General features: G+C 71.3%; 20 protein-coding genes and 2 riboswitches. Of the genes, 14 read left to right on the forward strand and 6 right to left on the reverse strand.

Going from position 1 to position 21,483, the window contains the following annotated elements:
- Nucleotides 1-58: 58 nt before the first annotated feature.
- A complete protein-coding gene (gene gcvT / locus IH48_RS0106205; protein WP_030900166.1) occupies nt 59-1,174 on the reverse strand; it encodes a glycine cleavage system aminomethyltransferase GcvT in 1,116 nt (371 codons plus the stop codon).
- 142 nt (nt 1,175-1,316) lie between these two features.
- Nucleotides 1,317-1,417, reverse strand: a riboswitch (glycine riboswitch).
- Nucleotides 1,418-1,518: 101 nt separating this feature from the next.
- Between gcvT and IH48_RS0106210 the strand changes: the two genes are divergently transcribed.
- From IH48_RS0106210 to IH48_RS0106260, 11 genes are all read left to right on the forward strand, one after another.
- On the forward strand, nt 1,519-2,151 hold the full coding sequence (locus IH48_RS0106210; protein WP_051839257.1) for an AAA family ATPase: 633 nt from the start codon (nt 1,519-1,521) through the stop codon (nt 2,149-2,151).
- Nucleotides 2,152-2,195: 44 nt separating this feature from the next.
- Nucleotides 2,196-2,939 (forward strand): enhanced serine sensitivity protein SseB C-terminal domain-containing protein, encoded by a 744-nt coding sequence (locus IH48_RS0106215; protein ID WP_030900172.1) that lies wholly within the window; start codon nt 2,196-2,198, stop codon nt 2,937-2,939.
- Between the two features lie 188 nt (nt 2,940-3,127).
- Complete coding sequence (locus IH48_RS0106220; RefSeq protein WP_030900175.1) at nt 3,128-3,916, forward strand: enhanced serine sensitivity protein SseB C-terminal domain-containing protein; 789 nt, start codon at nt 3,128-3,130, stop codon at nt 3,914-3,916.
- Between the two features lie 426 nt (nt 3,917-4,342).
- On the forward strand, nt 4,343-5,341 hold the full coding sequence (locus tag IH48_RS0106225) for an ABC transporter permease (protein WP_030900178.1): 999 nt from the start codon (nt 4,343-4,345) through the stop codon (nt 5,339-5,341).
- Nucleotides 5,342-5,385: 44 nt separating this feature from the next.
- A complete protein-coding gene (locus IH48_RS0106230; protein WP_030900182.1) occupies nt 5,386-7,140 on the forward strand; it encodes an ABC transporter substrate-binding protein in 1,755 nt (584 codons plus the stop codon).
- A gap of 118 nt (nt 7,141-7,258) precedes the next feature.
- Nucleotides 7,259-8,269: an ABC transporter permease gene (locus IH48_RS0106235; RefSeq protein ID WP_030900185.1), complete on the forward strand. Its 1,011-nt coding sequence runs from the start codon at nt 7,259-7,261 to the stop codon at nt 8,267-8,269.
- Complete coding sequence (locus tag IH48_RS0106240; protein WP_030900189.1) at nt 8,266-9,408, forward strand: ABC transporter ATP-binding protein; 1,143 nt, start codon at nt 8,266-8,268, stop codon at nt 9,406-9,408. Before IH48_RS0106235 ends, IH48_RS0106240 begins: the two co-directional genes overlap by 4 nt.
- The gene (locus IH48_RS0106245; RefSeq protein ID WP_030900193.1) at nt 9,405-10,568 is read left to right on the forward strand and encodes an ABC transporter ATP-binding protein; all 1,164 of its coding nucleotides are present in this window, start codon (nt 9,405-9,407) and stop codon (nt 10,566-10,568) included. The genes IH48_RS0106240 and IH48_RS0106245 overlap by 4 nt, the downstream gene beginning before the upstream one ends.
- Nucleotides 10,569-10,765: 197 nt before the next feature.
- Nucleotides 10,766-11,425 carry a trimeric intracellular cation channel family protein gene (locus IH48_RS0106250; RefSeq protein ID WP_030900195.1) on the forward strand — a complete coding sequence of 220 codons (660 nt, stop codon included), beginning with the start codon at nt 10,766-10,768 and terminating at the stop codon, nt 11,423-11,425.
- 78 nt (nt 11,426-11,503) lie between these two features.
- A complete protein-coding gene (locus IH48_RS0106255) occupies nt 11,504-12,352 on the forward strand; it encodes a thioesterase family protein (protein WP_030900198.1) in 849 nt (282 codons plus the stop codon).
- A 111-nt stretch (nt 12,353-12,463) separates the two neighbouring features.
- Entirely contained in the window at nt 12,464-13,627 is a 1,164-nt protein-coding gene (locus IH48_RS0106260) for a cysteine desulfurase family protein (RefSeq protein ID WP_030900201.1), read from the forward strand.
- A gap of 67 nt (nt 13,628-13,694) precedes the next feature.
- Here IH48_RS0106260 and IH48_RS0106265 read toward each other — a convergent pair whose 3' ends face one another.
- Nucleotides 13,695-14,357 carry an N-acetylmuramoyl-L-alanine amidase gene (locus IH48_RS0106265; RefSeq protein WP_030900204.1) on the reverse strand — a complete coding sequence of 221 codons (663 nt, stop codon included), beginning with the start codon at nt 14,355-14,357 and terminating at the stop codon, nt 13,695-13,697.
- Nucleotides 14,358-14,419: 62 nt separating this feature from the next.
- Here IH48_RS0106265 and mnmA point away from each other — a divergent pair, with 62 nt between their 5' ends.
- Nucleotides 14,420-15,553: a tRNA 2-thiouridine(34) synthase MnmA gene (gene mnmA / locus IH48_RS0106270; RefSeq protein WP_030900207.1), complete on the forward strand. Its 1,134-nt coding sequence runs from the start codon at nt 14,420-14,422 to the stop codon at nt 15,551-15,553.
- A 42-nt stretch (nt 15,554-15,595) separates the two neighbouring features.
- Here mnmA and IH48_RS0106275 read toward each other — a convergent pair whose 3' ends face one another.
- The 3 genes from IH48_RS0106275 to IH48_RS0106285 are packed head-to-tail and all read right to left on the reverse strand — an operon-like array spanning nt 15,596 to nt 18,901.
- Nucleotides 15,596-16,192 (reverse strand): tripartite tricarboxylate transporter TctB family protein, encoded by a 597-nt coding sequence (locus IH48_RS0106275; RefSeq protein WP_030900211.1) that lies wholly within the window; start codon nt 16,190-16,192, stop codon nt 15,596-15,598.
- Complete coding sequence (locus IH48_RS0106280; RefSeq protein WP_030900215.1) at nt 16,189-17,802, reverse strand: tripartite tricarboxylate transporter permease; 1,614 nt, start codon at nt 17,800-17,802, stop codon at nt 16,189-16,191. Before IH48_RS0106280 ends, IH48_RS0106275 begins: the two co-directional genes overlap by 4 nt.
- Before the next feature lie 40 nt (nt 17,803-17,842).
- Entirely contained in the window at nt 17,843-18,901 is a 1,059-nt protein-coding gene (locus tag IH48_RS0106285) for a Bug family tripartite tricarboxylate transporter substrate binding protein (protein WP_030900218.1), read from the reverse strand.
- A gap of 145 nt (nt 18,902-19,046) precedes the next feature.
- Between IH48_RS0106285 and IH48_RS0106290 the strand changes: the two genes are divergently transcribed.
- Both IH48_RS0106290 and IH48_RS0106295 read left to right on the forward strand, forming a co-directional pair.
- On the forward strand, nt 19,047-20,063 hold the full coding sequence (locus IH48_RS0106290; RefSeq protein WP_051839258.1) for a GNAT family N-acetyltransferase: 1,017 nt from the start codon (nt 19,047-19,049) through the stop codon (nt 20,061-20,063).
- Nucleotides 20,064-20,095: 32 nt separating this feature from the next.
- Nucleotides 20,096-20,183: riboswitch (ZMP/ZTP riboswitch) on the forward strand.
- A gap of 27 nt (nt 20,184-20,210) precedes the next feature.
- Nucleotides 20,211-21,098, forward strand: coding sequence for a bifunctional 5,10-methylenetetrahydrofolate dehydrogenase/5,10-methenyltetrahydrofolate cyclohydrolase (locus IH48_RS0106295; protein WP_030900223.1), 888 nt, complete (start codon nt 20,211-20,213; stop codon nt 21,096-21,098).
- Here the strand turns inward: IH48_RS0106295 and IH48_RS0106300 are convergent.
- Nucleotides 21,071-21,400, reverse strand: coding sequence for a DUF427 domain-containing protein (locus IH48_RS0106300; RefSeq protein ID WP_030900226.1), 330 nt, complete (start codon nt 21,398-21,400; stop codon nt 21,071-21,073). The genes IH48_RS0106295 and IH48_RS0106300 overlap by 28 nt on opposite strands.
- Nucleotides 21,401-21,483: the final 83 nt, after the last annotated feature.

The following is a 21,483-nucleotide window of genomic DNA, read 5'->3' on the forward strand; positions in this document are numbered from 1 at the left end:
CGGCGGGCGGCCGGATCCGAAACCGGGCACATGTCCGGCCGCCGGAGCGGTACGCCTGTCACTTCCGGCGCTTGTAGAACGGCAGGGCCACGACCTCGAAGGGCTCGTGCGTGCCGCGGATGTCGACGCCGACCCCCGTGGCGCCGGGCTCCGCGTGCGCCGCGTCCACGTACGCCATCGCGATCGGCTTGCCCAGGGTGGGGGAGGGGGCGCCCGACGTCACCTCGCCGACGACCGCGTCGCCCGCGACCACGTGGTAGCCGGAGCGCGGCACCCTGCGGCCCTCGGCGACAAGGCCGACCAGCTTGCGCGGCGCCTTCACGGCGGCGAGCTCCGCCGCCGTGGCCAGCGCCATCCGCCCGACGAAGTCGCCTTCCTTCTCGAACTTGACGACCCGGCCGAGACCGGCGTCGTACGGGGTGAGGCCGGTGGTCAGCTCGTTCCCGTACAGCGGCATGCCCGCCTCAAGGCGCAGCGTGTCGCGGCAGGACAGGCCGCACGGCGTGAGGCCCGCGTCCGCGCCGGCCTCGGTCAGCGCCTGCCACAGCCGCTCCGCGTCGGCCGGCGCGACGAACAGCTCGAAGCCGTCCTCCCCCGTGTAGCCGGTGCGCGCGATCAGCGCGTCGACCCCGGCCACGGTGCCGGGCAGCCCCGCGTAGTACCTGAGGCCGTCCAGGTCGGCGTCCGTCAGCGACTTCAGAATCGCCGGTGAGTTCGGGCCCTGCACCGCGAGCAGCGCGTACGCGTCGCGGTCGTCGCGCACCGACGCCTCGAAGCCGCCGGCGCGCGCCGTCAGCTCGTCGAGCACGACCTGCGCGTTCGACGCGTTGGCGACGACCATGAACTCCTCGTCGCCGAGGCGGTAGACGATCAGGTCGTCGAGGATGCCGCCGTCCTCGCGGCAGATCATCGTGTAGCGCGCCCGGCCCACGGCCAGCGCTCCGATGTTGCCGACCAGCGCGTAGTCGAGGGCCGCGCCCGCGCCGGGGCCAGTCAGGGTGATCTCGCCCATGTGGGAGAGGTCGAACAGGCCGGCGGCCGAGCGGACGGCGTTGTGCTCGTCGCGCTCGCTGCCGTACCGCAGCGGCATGTCCCAGCCCGCGAAGTCGGTCATGGTCGCGCCCAGCGCGCGGTGCACGGCGTCCAGCGCGGTGCGGCGTGTGTCAGGGCTCATCGGTGGCTCCCGGGGTGGATGGCGAGGACGGTCCTCCCCATCTGTCATCGGAACCTGAGAGGTTCGTCATGACCGCCCGGTGGGGGCTCATGACTTGCACCTTGGGTGGGGGCGCGTGACGCGGCCCGCTTTTCAGATCTGCCTCGCCCGCGCGGTATCGGTGCCTGAGAGATTCAAGGGAGGAACTTGCTCCTTCGGCGTCCGGCGCACCCGAGGTGGCCGGAACTCTCCCGCGCGGATTCAAACGGCCGGTATGCAGTTGGCGCCGCCATCATCGCATGCGGGCCCCGCCACGGAAACCTCGGTTGGCATTACCCTTTCTTTACCGAACTGCGGGGGCGGCCATGGCGTTACGGAACGGGACGGCGACGGAGCGGGGAGCATCCGCCGTGCACGATCTGCGGGGCAGGCCGCCCGTGCCCGGAGGCGGTCTCGTCTTCGCGCCAGGCGACCTGGTCGTCGTCTCCGGGCTGCCCGGCAGCGGCAAGTCCACGCTGATCAGGCGGGCCGCGCAAGGTGGCGTCGACTCCCAGGACGCCCGCGAGCGCTGGGCGGGCCGGCTGCCCCGCGTCCCCTACGTCCTCTACCGCCCGCTCGTGCGCCTCGCCCACTACGCCGGTCTTTGGCGCGTGCTGCGCTCGGGCCGCAGCGCCGTCGTGCACGACTGCGGCACGCAGCGGTGGGTGCGCGGCTGGCTCGCCCGGGAGGCACGCGGCCGCGGCCGTGCGCTGCACCTCGTCCTGATCGACGTGGCGCCCGACGTGGCACGCGCCGGGCAGCGCGCACGCGGCAGGGGTGTGTCGCGGTACGCGTTCGCACGCCACCGCAGGGCCGTGCGTGCGCTGCTGGCCGCCGTCGAGTCGGCAAGGCTGCCCGCCGGCTGCCACTCCGCCGTGCTCCTCGACCGGGCGGCGGCCCGGGCGCTCGGGGGTATCGCCTTCACCGCCGCGGGCAGCGGTGGCGAGCAGGGCCGTTAGGGTGCTGCTGCTTTCGAAACCACAGGGACGGAGGACGACGCGCAGTGGACACGGCATGGCCGGGCAACGAGCTCGAAGAGGTGCTCGCCGCCTCGCTCGGCAACGAATCGGCGGGCGCCCGACTGGTCGAGGTACTCGGCCGCAGCGAGGTCTGGGTGCCGCTGCCGGAGGGGGGCGGGCCCGGCAGCGCGGACCTCGACCTGCCGACGATGGAGATAGCGGGCGGGGCCTACGTCCCCGTATTCAGCTCACGGGAGCAGTTCCTGCACTGCGTCGGCTCCCACATGTCGTTCACCGTCGCGCCCGCGCGCGACTTCGCCCGCGGCCTGCCGCCGCAGCTCGGCATCGTCGTCAACCCCGGGGGTGTGGTGGGCGTTCCGCTGCCGCCCGCCGCCGTCGCCGAGCTGTGCCGCTCGGGCCGCACTCCGCTCGACGGGCCGGAGACGGGCGGCCGGGTCCGGCTGTTCGAGCCGGACTGGCAGGACGAGCCGCTCGACTTCCTCACCGCCGCGTCCGCCGAGTTCGAGGCGTCCGCGGTGGTCGCGACCGCGCGCCGCGCCCTCGCCTCCGTCGAGGGCGGCGCCGACCAGCTCTTCGTCGGCGTGCAGCTGGTGCCCTGGGGGCCCCTCGACGGGAACGCGGCCCTCGACGCGCTGGGCAGGGCGCTCGGCCGGGTGAACGTGCCCTGGCAGGTCAATCTGCTCCTGCTCGACGTGGCGCAGGAGGACCCGGTCGCCGACTGGATCCTCGGCCGGGTGCGCCCCTTCTACCAGCGCGCGCAGGCCTGACCGCGCACTTCGCCGCCCGCTGTGACGCCGCGCCCCGCCGCAGCACCTGTAGGGGCGCGGCCGCCTAAGCTGGTTTGATGGCCGATGGCCGATGGCCGGCGGTCACGGCCGGCGGCCACGGCCGGGGGAGCAGGCCGGTCGGCAGGACACGGGCTTGCGGGGTCAGTCAGAGGGGCGGGGAACCTTAAGTGAGTGTGCCAGGCACCGCGGAGGCGGGGCAGGTCGAGCAGACGCTGCGCCAGGTGGCGCCGGGCCGCTACGACGCCTACGAGGCACTGCTGCACGCCCTGGCCGACGAGACGGGCGGCCGCCTGTGGATGCTGCTGTGGCAGGGCAGCCCGGGATCACCCTCCGCGCAGTACGGCAACATGCGGGTGGACGGCCACGGCTACGCTCCCTGCGTGACCTCCGCGCGCGAACTGGCCGCCAGCGGCTGGAACCGCTCCCACGAGGTGGTCACCGGCCGCGACATCGCCGGCGCCCTCTACCCCGACGGCTGGGGCATCTGGCTCAACCCGCACGCTCCCGGCGGCGGCGTCGGCATCCCCTGGCCCGACCTGCGCAGGATCGCCACGGGCCTCGACCGCATGCCCGCCGGCCCGCTGCGGATCACCGAGCCGACGCTGCGGATCCCGCGCTTCTACGCGCTCCTCACCCAGAACGCGCACCGCACGCCCCCCGTCAGGTCGCTGCGCCGCGCCTGGGTGCAGCCGGCGCTCGGCGCGGCCTACCTCGCCGTCGGGCTCGACCTCTACGAGACGAGCGGCGCCGCCGTCGACGCCGTACGTGCCATGATGCGCGAGTCGGTGGCGGCTGTGCCCGAAGGGCTGCCGGTGTCGACGGTCTCGATGTCGGACGACCACGACCCGGTCGCGATGTGGCTGCGCGCCAACGCCCGTCCGTTCTTCGACCGTGAGGCGCACGGGCCCGCCGCACCCGCCGGGTACGGATACCCGCCCACAGTGCAACGCTACTGACCGCGAAGGCCGCTGATCAGAGCCGTGCACGGGCGCCGCGCGCGCGGTGTGCGGCCCGGTCGGCGAGGCGAGCCGGGGCGGCCGGGGATGTCCGGAAGATCCGCTCAGAAGTACCCGCCGTCCGCATAACGGAACCTGATGTGATGCATCACGGTTGAGCAACCATTCCCCGTCAGGTCTGGCGGGTGATCGCGGACTCGCAGAAGACTCCCCCCAGCACGTGGTTCCGTGACGAGGGCGCCCCGAACCTGCGGGTGGCGGCCTTCACGTGGCACGGACCGGGCCCCGGTGTCGTATCGGGGACGGGACACATGCACCATGTTGATCGGAATTGATCAGTGAATCGGCCGCCACAGCGGCGCAGTTCCGCCATGTCGGCGGTCGTGGGCCGGTCATCGTCGGCCGAGAAGAGGGGTCTCCAGCGCAATGACGGCACCAATAGAGACCACCAAGTCCGCTGCGACCGCGCAGCCGGAGGAGGTCCTCGCCGGCGCGTCGGCCAAGCAGATCGAGGGGCGCTCGCTCGGCCGGATCGCCTGGACCCGCCTCAAGCGGGACAAGGTCGCGATGACGGGCGGAGTCGTCGTGGTGCTCCTGATTCTCGTCGCCATCCTGTCCAAGCCGATCCAGGCCGTCTTCGGCCTCGACCCCAACGGCTTCCACCAGAGCCTCGTCGACCCGACGCTGCTGGCCCCCAAGGGCGCCTTCGGCGGCATCAGTTGGCACCATCCGTTCGGCGTCGAGCCGCAGACGGGCCGTGACATCTTCGCCCGCGTCATCGACGGCTCCTGGGTGTCGCTGCTCGTCGCGGGCGGCGCGACGATGCTCTCCGTGTGCATCGGCGTCGTCATGGGCGTCGTCGCGGGGTTCTACGGCGGCTGGGTGGACAGCACCATCAGCCGCGTGATGGACACCTTCCTGGCGTTTCCGCTCCTGCTGTTCGCGATCTCCATCTCCGCGACGCTGCAGGGCAAGGCGTTCGGCCTCAGCGGGCTGACGCTCCGCATCGCCGTGCTGGTCTTCGTGATCGGGTTCTTCAACTGGCCGTACATGGGCCGCATCGTGCGTGCGCAGACGCTGTCGCTGCGCGAGCGCGAGTTCGTCGAGGCGTCCAGGTCGCTCGGTGCCAGGGGCGTGTTCATCCTGTTCAGGGAGCTGCTGCCGAACCTCGTCGCGCCGATCCTCGTCTACGCGACGCTGCTCATCCCCACCAACATCCTGTTCGAGGCGTCCCTGAGCTACCTGGGCGTCGGTATCGAGCCGCCCCAGTCCTCCTGGGGCGGCATGCTCAAGCAGGCGACCGACCTCTACCAGGTCGACCCGATGTTCATGGTCATCCCCGGTGTTGCGATCTTCGTCACCGTCCTGGCCTTCAATCTGCTGGGTGACGGGCTGCGTGACGCGCTCGACCCCCGTGGCAAGTAAGAGCGGCCGTGCCGCACCTGACAACTGAGGGGGACTTCCTCACCATGATGAACAGAAGGACGGCCGCGGCGATCTCCGCGGTGCTGGCGCTGGGCTTCGCCGCCAGCGCCTGCGGGGGCGGCGGCTCGAGCGACGGCGGCAACGGCGCCACGGCCAAGGCCAACACCGCGGTCACCGGCATCGCCAACAAGACCACGAAGAAGGGCGGGACGGTCACCGCGGAGCACTCCAGCGGCGCCGACTCCCTCGACCCGGGCAACACGTACTACGGCTGGGTGCAGAACTTCTCGCGCCTTTACGCGCGTACGCTGCTGACCTTCAAGCCCGTGCCCGGCTCCGGCAACCTGAAGGTCGTCCCCGACCTCGCGACGGGTCCCGGCAAGTCGAGCCCGGACGCCAAGACCTGGACGTACCACATCCGCAAGGGCGTGAAGTTCCAGGACGGCACCGAGGTGACCTCGAAGGACGTCAAGTACGCGATCGAGCGCAGCAACTTCGCTCCCGAGGCGCTGTCCAACGGCCCGACGTACTTCAAGACGTACCTCGCGGACGACAAGGGCTACAAGGGTCCCTACAAGGACAAGTCCCCCGACGGCCTGAAGTCGATCGAGACGCCCGACGCGAACACGATCGTCTTCCACCTCAGCAAGCCGTTCGCCGACATGGACTACCTGGCGACGTTCTCGCAGACCGCCCCGGTGGAGAAGAAGTTCGACACCGGCGCGTCCTACCAGAAGAACATCCAGTCGACCGGCCCCTACAAGTTCTCGTCGTTCAACGAGGCCACGGGCGCCACCTTCGTGCGCAACCCCGAGTGGGACCCGAAGACGGACCCGATCCGCAAGGCCCTGCCGGACAAGCTCGTCCTCAAGTACAACGTCAACCAGACGACGATCGACGAGCACCTGATCAACGACGAGACCACCGTCGCCATCGACGGCACGGGCGTCGCCTCGAAGACCCAGCCGAAGGTCCTGAGCAACCCGCAGGAGAAGGCGCAGACGGACAACCCGTTCGCCGGCGCCCTCCAGTACCTGGCCCTGGACAACAAGGTCAAGCCGTTCGACAACGTCAACTGCCGCCTCGCCGTGCAGTACGCGGTCGACAAGTCCGGCATGATCGACGCGGTCGGCGGCTCGGTGAAGGGCACGCCCGCCACCACGGTCATCCCGCCCACCGTCAACGGGTACAAGAAGTTCGACCTGTACCCGACGGCCGGCAACAAGGGCAGCGTCGCGAAGGCCAAGGAGTACCTGGCCAAGTGCGGCAAGCCGAAGGGCTTCTCCACGACGCTGACGGCGCGCTCCGACCGTCCTGACGAGATCACGGCGGCCACGCAGCTGCAGCAGTCGCTGAAGAAGGTCGGCATCACCGCCAACATCAAGACCTTCCCGGCCGACAAGTACTTCACGGACTTCGCCGGCGTCCCCGACTGGGTCCACAAGAACAACGCGGGCATGATGATGATGGCGTGGGGCGCCGACTGGCCGACCGGCTACGGCTTCCTCGACCAGATCGCCGACGGCCGGGCCATCAAGCCGTCCGGTGGCACGAACCTGTCGGAGCTGAACGACCCCGCGATCAACAACGAGTTCGACAAGGCCATCGCCACCGTCGACGACACGGCGCGCAACGCCGAGTGGGGCAAGATCGACCAGATGATCATGAAGCAGGGCTCGATCGTCCCGCTCTACTACAAGAAGAACCTGCTGTACCGCCCGAAGTCGGCGGCCAACGTGGAGGTCGCGGCGGCCTACCTCGGCATGTACGACTACACGACCCTGACCTCGACCAAGTAGGAACCTCCTCCGGGGGCCGCGGCCCCCGGAGGTCTCCGAGGCTTTCCCTGAAAGGCAGGTGAAGGCGTCGGGCCGGCCGGGACCTGACCCGGCCCCGCCGGCCCGGTGCCGTACGGCTGTGGCTGCGTACATCATCCGACGCGTATTCGCCGCGGTATTGCTGCTGCTGGTGGTCAGCGCAGTCACCTTCGCGATCTTCTATCTCCTTCCCCGCGCTGCCGGGCAGTCCATCCAGTCGATGGCCGCCCAGTATGTCGGGAAGGCGCCCGACCCCGACGTGATCAAGGCCGTCATCAAGAACCTCGGCCTCGACCAGCCGATCTACGAGCAGTACTGGCACTTCATCAAGGGCCTCGTCGCCGGCGCCAACTACTCCTTCGGCCCCGACCCGGCCCACTGCTCGGCGCCCTGCTTCGGCTACTCGTTCAAGACCCACACCGCCGTGTGGCCGCAGATCCAGCAGCGCGCCCCGATCACGTTCTCCCTCGCCATCGGCGCGGCCGTGATCTGGCTGATCACCGGCATCGCCACCGGCATCCTCTCCGCGCTCAAGCGCGGCTCGATCTGGGACCGCCTCGCCATGGGCGTATCGCTCATGGGCGTCTCGCTCCCGATGTTCTTCACCGGCATGGTGCTGCTCGCCCTGTTCAGCTTCAACTGGCTGCACGTGTGGAACGTGCACTACGTGTCGTTCGCCGCCAACCCGGCCCAATGGGCCTGGAACCTGATCCTGCCGTGGGTGTCGCTCGCCTTCCTCTATTCGGCTCTCTACGCCCGGCTCACACGCGCCGGAATGCTGGAGACCATGGGCGAGGACTACATCAGGACGGCGCGGGCCAAGGGGCTCGTGGAGCGGAAGGTCGTCGTCAAGCACGGCCTGCGCTCCGCGCTCACCCCGCTGATCACCATCTTCGGCATGGACTTCGCGCTGCTGCTCGGCGGCGCGGTCATCACCGAGTCGGTGTTCTCCTTCCAGGGCCTCGGCGCGTACGCGATCCAGGGCGTCACCGACAACGACCTGCCGATCGTCATGGGTGTGACCCTGCTGACCGCCTTCTTCATCGTTGTCTGCAATCTGCTGGTGGACCTCGTGTACGCCGCGATCGACCCCCGGGTGAGGCTCTCATGAGCGACACGCACAAGGACGCCGCAGCGAAGGACGCCGCAGCGAAGGACGCGGCGGCCAAGGACGCACCCGCGGCGACGAAGGACGCGGCGCCGGACGCGGGCGGAAAGACGGAGGGCGCGCGGGAGTTCCTCTCCGTGCGCGACCTCAGGATCCACTTCGACACCGACGACGGCCTCGTCAAGTCCGTCGACGGCGTCAGCTTCGACCTCAAGGCCGGCCAGACCCTCGGCATCGTCGGCGAGTCGGGCTCGGGCAAGTCGGTGACGTCGCTGGGCATCATGGGCCTGCACAGCTCCGACCGCGCCAGGATCTCCGGCGAGATCTGGCTCGACGGCGAGGAGCTGATCGCCGCCGACAAGCAGCGCGTACGGGAACTGCGCGGCCAGAAGATGGCCATGATCTTCCAGGACCCGCTGTCCGCGCTGCACCCCTACTACACGGTCGGCGCCCAGATCGTGGAGGCCTATCGCGTCCACAACAAGGCGGACAAGAAGACCGCGCGCAAGCGGGCCGTCGAGATGCTCGACCGCGTCGGCATACCCGAGCCCGCCCGCCGCTTCAACGACTACCCGCACCAGTTCTCCGGCGGTATGCGCCAGCGCGCCATGATCGCCATGGCCCTGATCAACAACCCGCAGCTCCTGATCGCCGACGAGCCGACGACCGCCCTCGACGTCACCGTCCAGGCGCAGATCCTCGACCTCATCCGCGACCTGCAGAAGGAGTTCGGCTCCGCGGTCATCATGATCACCCACGACCTCGGCGTCGTCGCCGAGATCGCGGACCGGCTGCTCGTGATGTACGCGGGCCGGTGCATCGAGCGCGGCACCTCGGAGCAGGTCTTCGAACACCCCCAGCACCCCTACACGTGGGGCCTGCTCGGCTCGATGCCGCGCATCGACCGGGAACAGACCGACCGGCTCGTGCCGGTCAAGGGGGCGCCGCCCAGCCTGATCAACGTCCCCTCCGGCTGCGCCTTCCACCCGCGCTGCCCGTACGCCGACGTGCCCCCCGACAACGTCACCCGTACCGAGCGGCCCGAGCTGGTGGAGACCACCGGTGGCCACTTCTCCGCGTGCCACATGACGCGCGAACAGCGCGAGAAGATCTGGACCGAAGAGATTGCGCCGAAGCTGTGAGTGAACCGACGAAGCAGGCAACGAACGCCGGGCCGGCCGCCGGTGCGGCGGGCACGCAACCCGAGCCGCTGCTCAGGGTCACCGACCTGGCCAAGCACTTCCCGATCACCAAGGGGCTGCTGAAGCGAAAGGTCGGCGCGGTCCAGGCGGTCGACGGCCTCTCCTTCGACGTGCGCCCCGGGGAGACCCTTGGCGTGGTCGGTGAGTCCGGCTGCGGCAAGTCCACCATGGGCAGGCTGGTCACCCGGCTGCTCGAACCGACCGGCGGCAAGGTCGAGTTCGAGGGACGGGACATCACGCACCTGTCAGCGGGCAAGATGCGCCCGATGCGGCGCGACGTCCAGATGATCTTCCAGGACCCGTTCGGCTCGCTGAACCCGCGCCACACGGTCGGCGGCATCGTGGCCACCCCCTTCAGGCTCCAGGGCGTCACGCCCGACGGGGGCGTGAAGAAGGAGGTCCAGCGCCTGCTGGAGCTGGTGGGCCTCAACCCCGAGCACTACAACCGGTACCCGCACGAGTTCTCCGGCGGCCAGCGCCAGCGCATCGGCATCGCCCGCGCGCTCGCGCTCAAGCCGAAGCTGGTCGTCGCGGACGAACCGGTCTCCGCGCTCGACGTGTCCATCCAGGCGCAGGTGGTCAACCTGCTGGACGACCTCCAGGACGAGCTCGGCCTCACCTACGTGATCATCGCGCACGACCTGTCGGTCATCCGGCACGTCTCCGACCGCATCGCCGTGATGTACCTCGGCAAGATCGTCGAGCTCGCCGACCGCGACGCGCTCTACTCGTCGCCGATGCACCCGTACACCAAGGCGCTGCTCTCCGCGGTGCCCGTGCCGGACCCGAAGCGGCGCGGCGCCAAGAGCGAGCGCATCCTGCTCAAGGGCGACGTGCCGTCGCCGATCTCGCCGCCCAGCGGCTGCCGCTTCCACACCCGGTGCTGGAAGGCGACCGACGTGTGCGCGACGAAGGAGCCGCCGCTGCTGGAGATCGCGCCCGGCCACCGCACGGCGTGCCACCACCCGGAGAACGCGCCGGACCAGCAGCCGCAGGACACCGAGAAGGTTCTGGTGACCCCCGGGAAGTCTGCCCCGGCCGTCCCGGCGCAGAAGAAGGACGGCGGCGAGGGCACTCAGGAGCCGAAGCCGGCGAAGTGAGCCCGGCCGCGGGCGGGTACCGGCGGCGACCGGGCCTGCCCCCGGCCGGCGCGTCCTCGCCCGCCCGCCCCGATGCGCGCGGCTGCCCGGAGACCGGGGGCAGGTGACCGGGGACCGGGGACCGGGAAGCGTTCCAGGCGCCGCCGGCCAGAGGCCGTTCGCCGGACACGGCGAGAGGCCACCGGCAGAATTGCGGCGTGGTAGTCGAACTGTTCAGGCCTTCCGTACAGCACGTGCTCGACCTCGTCGGGATCTTCGTCTTCGCGATCTCCGGCGCCCTGCTCGCCGTCCGCAAGAACTTCGACGTCTTCGGCATGGCCGTGCTCGCCGAGGTCACCGCGCTGGGCGGCGGCCTCTTCCGCGACCTCGTGATCGGCGCGGTGCCGCCCGCCGCCTTCACCGACCTCGCCTCGTTCGTGACGCCGTTCATCGCCACGGCGCTGGTCTTCTTCCTCCACCCGCAGGTCGAGCGGATCCAGGCGGGGGTGTACGTGTTCGACGCGGCCGGGCTCGGCCTGTTCTGTGTCACCGGCACCACCAAGGCGTACGAGTACGGGCTCGGGCTCACCGCGTCCGCCGCGCTCGGCACCGCGACGGCCGTCGGCGGCGGCGTGCTGCGCGACGTGCTCGCCAACGAGGTCCCCTCGCTGCTGCGCTGGGACCGCGACCTGTACGCCGTCCCGGCCATCGCGGGCGCCGCGACGACCGCGCTGTGCGTGCGATTCGGCGCCTTCTCCGCGCTGACGGGCACGCTCGCCGCCCTGTTCGCCTTCCTCCTGCGGCTGTTCGCGATGCGCTACCACTGGCGCGCGCCGCGCGCGTGGCACCGCAGGTCGGAGGCGACGGAGGAGGTGTAGCGAGCGTCACAGGCCCGGCGGCGATCCGGCGGGCAGCGGGCTAAGCGACTGGTCAGTAGGTGGCGGTAGTCTGAGGCCATGGCACAGGCACCCACCGCTGAGAGCGAGTTCGACCGCGACACGGCCGTCACCTCACGCGCACCCGGGGTATACGAGGCGGACCTGTCACCTGGCTGGTCCATCCTCAAGGCGCTCAACGGCGGCTACGTGCTCGCCACCGTCGGGCGCGCGCTCGGCCGGGCCCTGCCGCACCCGGACCCGTTCACCGTCTCCGCCCACTTCCTCACCCCGTCCGCGCCGGGCCCCGCCGTGATCCGCACCGAGACCGTCCGCACCGGAAGGACCGTCTCCACCGGGCAGGCGGCCCTGACCCAGTTCGCCGTGGACGGCAGCGAGGTCGAGCGGGTCAGGGTCCTCGCCACGTACGGCGACCTCGGCGCCCTCACCGACGAGGTGCGCACCAACGCCAAGCCGCCGGCCATGCCGCCGCTCGAGGAGTGCTTCGGCAGTTCGGACGGACCGACGGACGTCTTCGGAGACTCCACGCTGCTGGGCCGGCTCGACGTCAGGATGGACCCGGCCACCAGCGGCTGGGCCGTCGGCAAGCCCACGGGCACGGGCGAGCTGCGCGGCTGGTTCGGCCTGTCGGACGGCCGGGACCCCGACCCGCTTTCGCTGCTGCTCGCGGTGGACGCGCTGCCGCCGGCCGTCTTCGACCTGGGCGTCAGCGGCTGGACGCCGACCGTCGAACTGACCGTGCACGTGCGGGCGAGGCCGGCGCCAGGACCACTCAGGGTCGCCATCGCCACCCGCAACCTCGCGGGCGGCTTCCTGGAGGAGGACGCCGAGGTCTGGGACAGCGCGGACCGCCTGGTGGCCCAGTCGCGCCAGCTCGCCCGCGCGCCGCGCGCGAAGGACCTCGCCTGAGCGCCGCTTCCCGGCCGCCGCGAACGGGCCGGCGAAAACCGGAGTGTGCCGCCGGTTGCCTGGGTACCGATGCGCAGGCAGCGTTTTCCGGCTCGTAGAATCAGGCGCACCATGGCATACCTCGACCACGCCGCGACCACTCCCATGCTGCCGGAGGCGATCGAGGCGATGACCGCCGAGTTCGGCCTCGCGGGCAACGCCTCATCGCTCCATGCGGCGGGCCGCAGGGCCAGGCGCACGGTCGAGGAGGCCAGGGAGAGCGTGGCCGCCGCGCTCGGCGCCCGGCCGAGCGAGGTCGTCTTCACCTCCGGCGGCACCGAGGCCGACAACCTCGCCGTCAAGGGCCTGTACTGGTCGCGCAGGGCCGCCGACCCGAACAGGACGCGCATCCTGGCCAGCCCGGTGGAGCACCACGCCGTCCTCGACACCGTCGACTGGCTCGGGGAGCACGAGGGCGCCACCGTCGAGTACCTGCCCGTCGACCGCTACGGCAGGGTCGAGCCCGAGGCGCTGCGCGAGGCCGTCGAGCGCGACCCCGCCGATGTGGCGCTGGCCACCGTGATGTGGGCCAACAACGAGATCGGCACGCTGCTGCCCGTGCCGGAGCTCGCCGAGGTCGCCCGCGCCCACGGCATCCCGCTGCACACCGACGCCGTCCAGGCCTTCGGCCAGACCGAGCTGGACTTCGGCGCGTCCGGCTGTGCCGCCATGACCGTCTCGGGGCACAAGATCGGCGGCCCGTACGGCATCGGAGCGCTGCTGCTCGGCAGGGAACACGCCCCCGTGCCCGTCCTGCACGGCGGCGGCCAGGAGCGCCAGGTGCGCTCCGGCACGCTCGACGTGCCCGCCATCGCGTCCTTCGCCGTCGCCGCCCGTCTCGCCGCCGAACGGCGCGAGGCCTTCGCCAGGGAGATCGGCGCCCTGCGCGACGAGCTCGTCGAGGCCGTGCTCAAGGCGGTCCCCGACGCGGTGCTCGGCGGCGACCCCGAGCGCAGGCTGCCCGCCAACGCGCACTTCGCGTTCCCCGGCTGCGAGGGCGACTCGCTGCTCCTGCTCCTCGACGCCCAGGGCATCGAGTGCTCCACCGGCTCCGCCTGCACGGCCGGTGTCGCCCAGCCGAGCCACGTCGTACTCGCCACGGGCCGCGACGCCGACCTGGCGCGCGGCACGCTGCGCTTCTCCCTCGGTCACACCTCGACGCGTGAGGACGTGGCCGCCGTGGCGCGGGCCATCGGCCCGGCGGTGGAGCGCGCGCGGGGCGCGGGCCTGAGCTGACCGGCGCGGCGCCGCCCGTGCGCCGTCCGCCGGATGCGGCCTCCGCGCCCTGCGCACATGCCGCGCCCTACGCGTCCCTTTCCCGTGCCCGTGCGACCAGCCGCATGTACCGGGGCCAGTCCCAGAACCTGCCGGGGTCCGTGTGGTCCGTGCCCGGCACCTCTGCATGGCCGATCACGTGCCTGCGGTCCACCGGGATGCCGTAGCGGCGGCAGACGTCGGCGGTCAGCCGCGCGGACGCCGCGTACATGGCGTCCGTGAAGTCGCGCGGCCGCGTGACGAACCCCTCGTGCTCGATGCCGACGCTGTGGTTGTTGTACCAGCGGTTGCCCGCGTGGAACGCCACGTCCGGCTCGCGGACCAACTGCGTCACCCCACCGTCCTGTCCGACCACGTAGTGTGACGCCGCCTCGTGGCCCGGGTCCTCGAAGAGCCGCAGGGTCGTGGCGTAGTCGGCCTGGGTGACGTGGACGACCACCATCTCTATCCGGAAGTCGTGCGGGCGGTCCGCCGGCCGGTAGTTCCCCGTGGACGCCGCGACCCAGCGTGCGTGCGCGTAGTCGGGGTGGCCGGGCGCGCCCGGGCCGGCCCCCGGAGTACCCCGGCCGGACAGCCCCTCGGCCAGCGCGAAGGCGCCGCCGAGCAGCGCCGCACCGCCGCCGATCAGCATCGCGCGGCGGCCCGGTGTGGCGCCCCTGCCGCCCCAGGCGGGCGGGAGCTCGTGTCCCATGTACCGGTCAACGCATATCCGCGCGACCGCTGTTCCCGGCGGCACGTACCCTGGGGAGCGCTATGACTGACAACTCGCAGCGCCGCCCCCTCCGCGTACTCGCCGCCATGTCGGGCGGCGTGGACTCCGCCGTCGCCGCCGCACGCGCCGCCGAGGCCGGGCACGACGTCACCGGTGTGCACCTCGCCCTCTCCGCCAACCCGCAGTCGTTCCGCACCGGGGCGCGCGGCTGCTGCACGCTGGAGGACTCCCGCGACGCCCGCCGCGCGGCCGACGTCATCGGCATCCCCTTCTACGTGTGGGACCTCGCCGAGCGGTTCCGCGAGGACGTCGTGGAGGACTTCGTCGCGGAGTACGAGGCAGGCCGCACGCCCAATCCGTGCCTGCGCTGCAACGAGAAGATCAAGTTCGCCGCGCTGCTCGACAAGGCGCTCGCGCTCGGCTTCGACGCGGTGTGCACGGGCCATTACGCCACGGTCATCACGCGCGAGGACGGCGCACGCGAGCTGCACCGCGCCAGCGACCCGGCCAAGGACCAGTCGTATGTGCTCGGCGTGCTGGACGAGCGCCAGCTCGCGCACGCGATGTTCCCGCTCGGCGACACGCTCACCACCAAGGACGAGATCAGGGCCGAGGCGGAGCGGCGCGGACTCGCCGTGGCGAGGAAGCCCGACAGCCACGACATCTGCTTCATCGCCGACGGCGACACCCAGGGCTTCCTGGCGCAGCGCCTCGGCCGAGCCGAGGGCGACATCGTCGACGAGTCGGGCGCGAGGGTCGGCACGCACGACGGCGCCTACGGGTTCACGATCGGCCAGCGCAAGGGGCTGCGCATCGGCCACCCGGCGGCGGACGGCAAGCCCCGCTACGTCCTCGACATCTCCCCGGTCGACAACACCGTCACCGTGGGGCCCGCCGCCGCGCTCGACGTCACCGCGCTCACCGCCGTCAGGCCCCGCTGGTGCGGCGCGGCGCCCGCGGGCCCCGGCACGTACACGGCGCAGCTGCGGGCGCACGGCGGCGAGACGCAGGCGACGGCGGAACTGGCCGACGGGACGCTGCGGGTCGAGTTCCCCGAGCCGGTGCGCGGCGTCGCCCCCGGCCAGGCGATCGTGCTCTACGACGGCACCCGCGTGGTGGGTTCGGCGACGATCGCCACGACGCGCCGCCGGGACCTGGCCGCCACCGCCGGCTGACCGGGTCGCCGGCGGTTCGGCTCCGTCAGTCGTCCATCGACATCACCAAAGCAGCCCGGTCGGCAGCGGCACCGACAGCGCGAGGGCGAACACGCCCTCCGTGAGCATCCCCATGACGACCGCGCTGATGATCGCGACGCGCCACGTCCGCATCGCCGCGAAGTAGACGAAGAAGAACAGCGGGATGGCCACCGCGTAGCCGAGCACGTACGTGCCTGCCAGCAGTCCCGCGATCCACGCGATGGCGATCAGTATCTGGCGTGAGTCGCCCTGCGCCATCGGCGGGGGAGCGGGGGTCGCCTCACCGTCATCCGCGGCGGGCCGCGCCTCGTCCGCTCCCGGCGCCGCGTGGGCAACGGCATGCGGCTCCTGCCGCCGCCCGGGGTTGCCGTGGGTCACTCCCCACAGCGCGGGAACCACATGACCGAGCAGGTGCAGCGCACCCAGGCCCAGGGCGATGTACCCGACGACGTCGGGCACCTGCCTTCCCTGCGGCGGATACTTGCTCGCCGCGTGCAGATACACGAGCGAGCCCGCCACGATCGCGAGATCGATGAGGAGTTCGCCGAGGTGAAGGCGGCGCGCACCGCGCGTGCCCGCGCTGTCCGCAGCCGTGCCGTTCGTGGCCGTGTCGCTCATCGCTTGTCTCCTGCTCCTGAAGTGCGGGATACCGGCTCGGCCCCCGCTTCGTCGTCGTCCACGTCCACCGCAGGGGGTGCGGAGCCGGCCGGCGCGGCCCGGCCGGGCCGGCGCGGTGACACCTTGCGCAGGCCACGGCGCAGCAGCGGACCGAACAGGCTCAACAGGGTGATGGCCAGGAGGATGTCGGTGATCGGGCGGTGCAGGGAGCCCCAGCCCTGCAACTGGGAGACGAGGTACAGGTTGTTCTCGACGACCTTGCCCAGGATGAAGCCGATCATCGCCGCGGGCAGGCTGTAGCCGAAGCGGGTCATGAGGTAGCCCGCCACGCCGAAGGCCACCATGACGGTCACCTGCGCCGCCTCGTCCGACGCCGCGAAAACGCCGAGGAACCCGAGCGAGACGACGAACGGCACCAGCATCCGTCCCGGCACCCTGGCCAGGCGCGCAAGGAACGGGGCAAGGCCCAGGCCGGTAAGGCTGGCGAGCAGGGATCCGATGCCGATCACGAGCGCCATCGCCCACACGGCGTCGACGTGGTCCTTGAGCATCGTGGGCCCCGGGACGATCCCCAGGATGGTGAAACCGCTGAGCAGGACGGCCATCCCGACACCGCCGGGCACGCCCAGCGCGACGGTGGGCAGCAGCGCCCCCGCCTCCTTCGAGATCGACGAGGACTCGGGGGCGATGATGCCCTCGGGGGTGCCCTGGCCGAACCGCTCCGGGTGCTTGGACGTCTTCATCGCCTGCCCGTAGGAGATGAAGTTGGCGGCGATGCCGCCGATGCCGGGGACGATCCCGAGGGCCGTCCCCAGGATCGCCGAGCGGATCGTCAGCCACGGGTGTTCGAGTACGTCCCGTATACCGAGAACCACCCGGTTCCCCGGGTTGCCGCCCTTGCGGATGGCTCCGCCGCCGGATTCCGACAGTGAGCGGCGGCCCGTGCCGTAGATGCGGATCATCTCGGAGAGCGCGAAGAGCCCGAGGGCCGCGGCGGTGATGTTGACCCCGTCGTACAGGGACTGCAGGCCGCCCGTGAACCGCTGTACGCCGGTGATCGGGTCGAATCCCGTGAACGACACCATGAGGCCGATGGCCCCGGACAGCAGGCCCTTGGTGACGGACGCGGCCCGCATCTGGCCGATCAGCACGATGGCGAGTATGGCCAGCGCGAGGTATTCGGACGCGTGGAAGAGCGTGGCCAGCTTGCTCATGAACGGGATGAGCACGGCGAGCAGCAGTACGCCCACCCAGCCGCCGATGGTCGTCGCGGTGGCGGAGATGCCGAGCGCCCGCGCGGGCTGGCCTCTTCGCGTCATCGCGTACCCGTCGAACGTCGTCGCCGCCGATTCCGGGGCACCCGGCGTGTTGAACAGGATGGCGGTGACCGAGCCGCTGAAGTAGATGCCGGTGTGCGCGGCGAGCAGCAGGGCCAGCGCGGGCACGATCGGCATGCCGTAGATGAACGGCAGCAGCAGCGTCAGCAGGACGGCGCCGCCGAGTCCCGGGATGGCGCCGACCAGGGTGCCCACCAGCGTTCCCAGGAGGAGCAGGAGCAGGGTGTAGGGGTCCAGCAGGCCGGACAGCCCTGACAGCAGGCCGTGAATCACGTCGTATCCTTCCGCTTCCCAGTTCGGTCCTGAGCCGGAATCAGCTCGTCTTCAGCAGGCCGTCGAAGAGCGAGCCCTTGCTGAGCGCCTTGCTGACAGCTGCCGACAGGTCGCTGCTCGACTCGTAGCCCTGGTAGAGGCCGGCCTTCTTGGCGGCCTTCTGGAAGGCGGTGTCGTCCATCGACTTCTTGAACGCTGTGCGCAGCGCCTTGAGCCGGGCGGAGGGGACGCCGGGAGGCGCGAAGAACGAGTGACCGAGGTCCATGACATCGGTGAGGGCGTTCAGGGCCTGCAGGGTGTTTCCCGAGACTCCGTGCTTCTTGGCCTCCTGGATCACGGTGGGCACCTTCGGCAGCTTGCTGAACGGTGTGGCCGAGACCACCACCACGCTGGTGGCGGAGTTCGGGATCGAGGCGATGTCCGAGGAGGAGAGGGAGGCGGATGTGCCTTCGCCGCTCGTGAAGGCCGCCTTCTCGGCGCTGCTGCCCGAGAACGCGGCAACCATCTTGAACGGCACCTTGAAGGCGTTGTAGATGATGACCGCGGCGTTGTAGTCGGAGCTGCCCTTGCCCGTCGCCAGGGCCGAGACCTTGCTCTTGCTGCCCACGAGCTTGTCGAAGGTCTTGTAGGGCCCCGAGGTATGGGTGGCGATGATGTGGGGATCGTCGTCGGGACGGCCGATCCAGTTGACCTTCCTCATGTCCAGGTTGAACCCGGAGGCGTGGTCGATCTGGTCGAAGACGTCGCCGCCGGCGTTCGTGTCGCCGATGGTCAGCCCGTCCGCGGGCGCGTGGTAGATCGCCTGGGTGCCCACAAGACCGCCGCCGCCCGGGGTGTTGACGATCTTCACGCTGCCGGCCCCGGTGTACTTCTGCATGTACGGCGCTATGACGCGCGCCCACTGGTCGTAGCCGCCGCCCGGCCCGTAGGGGACCTCGATCGTGAGCGTCTTGCCCGAGTAGAAGGAGCTGCCTCCACCGCCCGAAGCGGACGAACTGCTGCCTTTGGGGTGGCAACCGGTGAGCACGGTCACCGCGACCGCTCCGGCCACGGCACAGGTGGTGACGCGCAGAGCGTCGTTGAAGGTGTGGAACAGCATCGTCGGGTCCTCACGGGGATCGGGTGGGATGTGCCGACAGTATTACCATTAGGCCTTTAGGTGGGGAAGGGTTCGTACGCAAACCGGTTGAGAAAGTGGACAACGGCGGATAAACAGGCTGTTCCGACGTCAGCGCTGAGGAGACATGACCGAACACACCGCACCACCCGTCCCGTCCGTCCCCTCCGCCTCGTTGATCCCGGCCGGGGTCATGCTCAGGCCGCTGGCCGACGAGAGTGAACTGCCGCTCTTCACGTCCCTGCCCTACGTGCTCGACGAGGAGCTCGCGGGCGACCTCGACGCGGGACGCCGGCACACGTCATGGCTGTGGATGGCGCTGCACGACGGCCGCGTCGTGGCGCGCGCCGGGTGGTGGGCGCGGCAGCGTGGGGACGGCCCGATGCTGCTCGACGTCTTCGACATCGACGCGGACACCGGTGCTGACAACGGCGCCGGCACCGGTCCTGGCATCGGCGCCGCGCTCCTGGAGGCGGCGATGGCGCAGCTGTTCCCCGACGGCCGGCCGCGCCCGGACTACGGCAGGTACCTCACGCCCGGCTGGCACGAGGACCGCGAGGAGGCGCGCGCCGTCGCCGTACGGACCGAGGCCCTGGCAAGGACCGGCGCGCGGCCGCTGGTGGAGCGGCTGCGCCTGGAGTGGGTCCCGGCCGCCGAGGTGCCCGCCGCGTCGGCGCGCCTGCGCTTCCGCGAAGTCGCCTGCCGGGCAGAGCTGGTGGAGCTGATGACGTCCGTCCTGGACGGCACCTTGGACGCGCACAGCAGGCGGGACCTCGCCGCGATGTCCGCGGAGCGGTGCGCGCGCGAGCAGTACGACGGGGAACTGGCGCGCTACCGCAGCCCGCGGCAGTGGTGGCGCGTGGCGACGCTCCCCACCGGGGAGCCCGTGGGCTTCGTCGTCCCGGCGCGCAACGCCTACGGGCCGATCATCGCCTACCTCGGCGTCCTCCCGGCCCACCGCGGGCGTGGTTACGCGGACGACGTGCTCGCCGAGGGCACCCGCGTGCTGGCCGCCTCGGGCGCACGCCGTGTCAGGGCCTCTACGGACGTGGCGAACGCCCCGATGGCGGCCGCGTTCGCGCGGGCGGGCTACGAGACGTTCCAGCGGGAGCTCACCATGGAGTGGGCGCAGGGGGCCGAATAGGCGCTCCGTGCCCCGCCGGACGCGTACCATCGGTGCCGGGCCGTGACTGGCGCTGAGGTGGGCCACCACCGGGGAGCGGCCCGGCACCCGCTGCCACTGCCGTGCGCCTGGGCGACTTCCGCGTTCGTGGACCCAGGAGGAGCCCGCATGACGCAGTCAGACACCGACCCCACCTCCCGCACCGCCCGCCTCATGGACGGCAGGGCACTCGCCCGCCGCATCGTCGACGAGGCCGCCGCCACCGCCGCGGACATCACGTCACGCACCGGCGCGGCGCCCTGTCTCGCCACCGTCCTCGTCGGCGACGACCCGGCGTCCGTCACGTACGTCCGCATGAAGCGCGAGCGCTGCGCCCGCGCGGGCATCGAGTCGCGCCACGTTGCGCTGCCCGCCTCCGTCACCACCGCGGAGCTGGTCGACACCGTCACCGGCCTGTCCGAGGACCCGTCGGTCCACGGCATCCTGCTCCAGCACCCGATGGGCCGCCACATCGACGAGCGCGCCGCCTTCGAGGCCATCGCGCCCGGCAAGGACGTCGACGGCGTCACCACGCACGCCTTCGCCGCGATGGCCTTCGGCCTGCCCGGCTTCGTCTCCTGCACACCGGGCGGCATCATCCGCCTGCTCGACGCATACGACGTCGACCTCGCGGGCAGGCACGCCGTCGTCGTGGGCCGCAGCGCCATCCTCGGCAAGCCGGCCGGCATGCTCCTGCTCGGCCGGGACGCCACCGTCACCTACTGCCACTCCCGCACGCGGGACCTCGCGGCGCGGGTGCGGGAGGCGGACGTCCTGGTCGCGGCGGTCGGCAGGCCGCGCTTCATCGGCGGGGACGCGATCAAGCCGGGCGCCGTCGTCATCGACGCCGGCTACAACGCGGGCAACGTCGGGGACGTCGACTTCGAGACGGCCCGGCGGCGCGCGAGCCTGATCACGCCGGTGCCCGGCGGCGTGGGCCCGATGACGATCGCGGTCCTCCTGTCCCAGACGGTGCGGGCGGCGGCCCGTCAGCCGGCGACGATCTCCGTGTCGTAGAAGCAGAAGTGGCCCTTGATCGCCTCCACCGCCTCCTTCGGCTCCTCGTACGCCCAGACCAGGTCCGCCGCGTCCGGCAGCGACCAGTAGGAGGCGTCGCCCTTGAACGGGCAGTGCGTCGTCGTGTCCGACGGCGTCAGCAACTCCACCCTGACGTCCTCGGGCGCCAGGTAGTAGCGCACGGGACAGCCCGTCTCGTGCAGGGCAAGCGGGTTGTGGCTGTCGGCGAGCACCTGCCCGTCGCGCTCCACCCGTACGTGCTGCGTGCTCGGTTCGACGGTGATCGTGTGTCCAGCGGCCATGGTCGTGGCGTCCCTTCGCGATGCGCGCGCGTGAAAGTCGTGCCTTCCTTCCCTGTACAGCGTCGCGCGGGCCGTTCCTCTTC

This window comes from Streptomyces sp. NRRL F-5126 (assembly GCF_000721265.1).
GTDB lineage: Bacteria > Actinomycetota > Actinomycetes > Streptomycetales > Streptomycetaceae > Streptomyces.

Bases quoted from the DNA above. Each gene is read 5' to 3' on its own strand.
- IH48_RS0106290 (WP_051839258.1), top strand. From the start codon at position 19,047: ATGACCGAACACACCGCACCACCCGTCCCGTCCGTCCCCTCCGCCTCG.
- IH48_RS0106225 (WP_030900178.1), top strand. From the start codon at position 4,343: ATGACGGCACCAATAGAGACCACCAAGTCCGCTGCGACCGCGCAGCCG.
- mnmA (WP_030900207.1), top strand. From the start codon at position 14,420: ATGACTGACAACTCGCAGCGCCGCCCCCTCCGCGTACTCGCCGCCATG.
- IH48_RS0106275 (WP_030900211.1), bottom strand. From the start codon at position 16,192: ATGAGCGACACGGCCACGAACGGCACGGCTGCGGACAGCGCGGGCACG.
- IH48_RS0106285 (WP_030900218.1), bottom strand. From the start codon at position 18,901: ATGCTGTTCCACACCTTCAACGACGCTCTGCGCGTCACCACCTGTGCC.
- IH48_RS0106240 (WP_030900189.1), top strand. From the start codon at position 8,266: ATGAGCGACACGCACAAGGACGCCGCAGCGAAGGACGCCGCAGCGAAG.
- IH48_RS0106210 (WP_051839257.1), top strand. From the start codon at position 1,519: ATGGCGTTACGGAACGGGACGGCGACGGAGCGGGGAGCATCCGCCGTG.
- IH48_RS0106230 (WP_030900182.1), top strand. From the start codon at position 5,386: ATGATGAACAGAAGGACGGCCGCGGCGATCTCCGCGGTGCTGGCGCTG.
- IH48_RS0106255 (WP_030900198.1), top strand. From the start codon at position 11,504: ATGGCACAGGCACCCACCGCTGAGAGCGAGTTCGACCGCGACACGGCC.
- IH48_RS0106300 (WP_030900226.1), bottom strand. From the start codon at position 21,400: ATGGCCGCTGGACACACGATCACCGTCGAACCGAGCACGCAGCACGTA.
- IH48_RS0106265 (WP_030900204.1), bottom strand. From the start codon at position 14,357: ATGGGACACGAGCTCCCGCCCGCCTGGGGCGGCAGGGGCGCCACACCG.
- gcvT (WP_030900166.1), bottom strand. From the start codon at position 1,174: ATGAGCCCTGACACACGCCGCACCGCGCTGGACGCCGTGCACCGCGCG.
- IH48_RS0106260 (WP_030900201.1), top strand. From the start codon at position 12,464: ATGGCATACCTCGACCACGCCGCGACCACTCCCATGCTGCCGGAGGCG.
- IH48_RS0106295 (WP_030900223.1), top strand. From the start codon at position 20,211: ATGACGCAGTCAGACACCGACCCCACCTCCCGCACCGCCCGCCTCATG.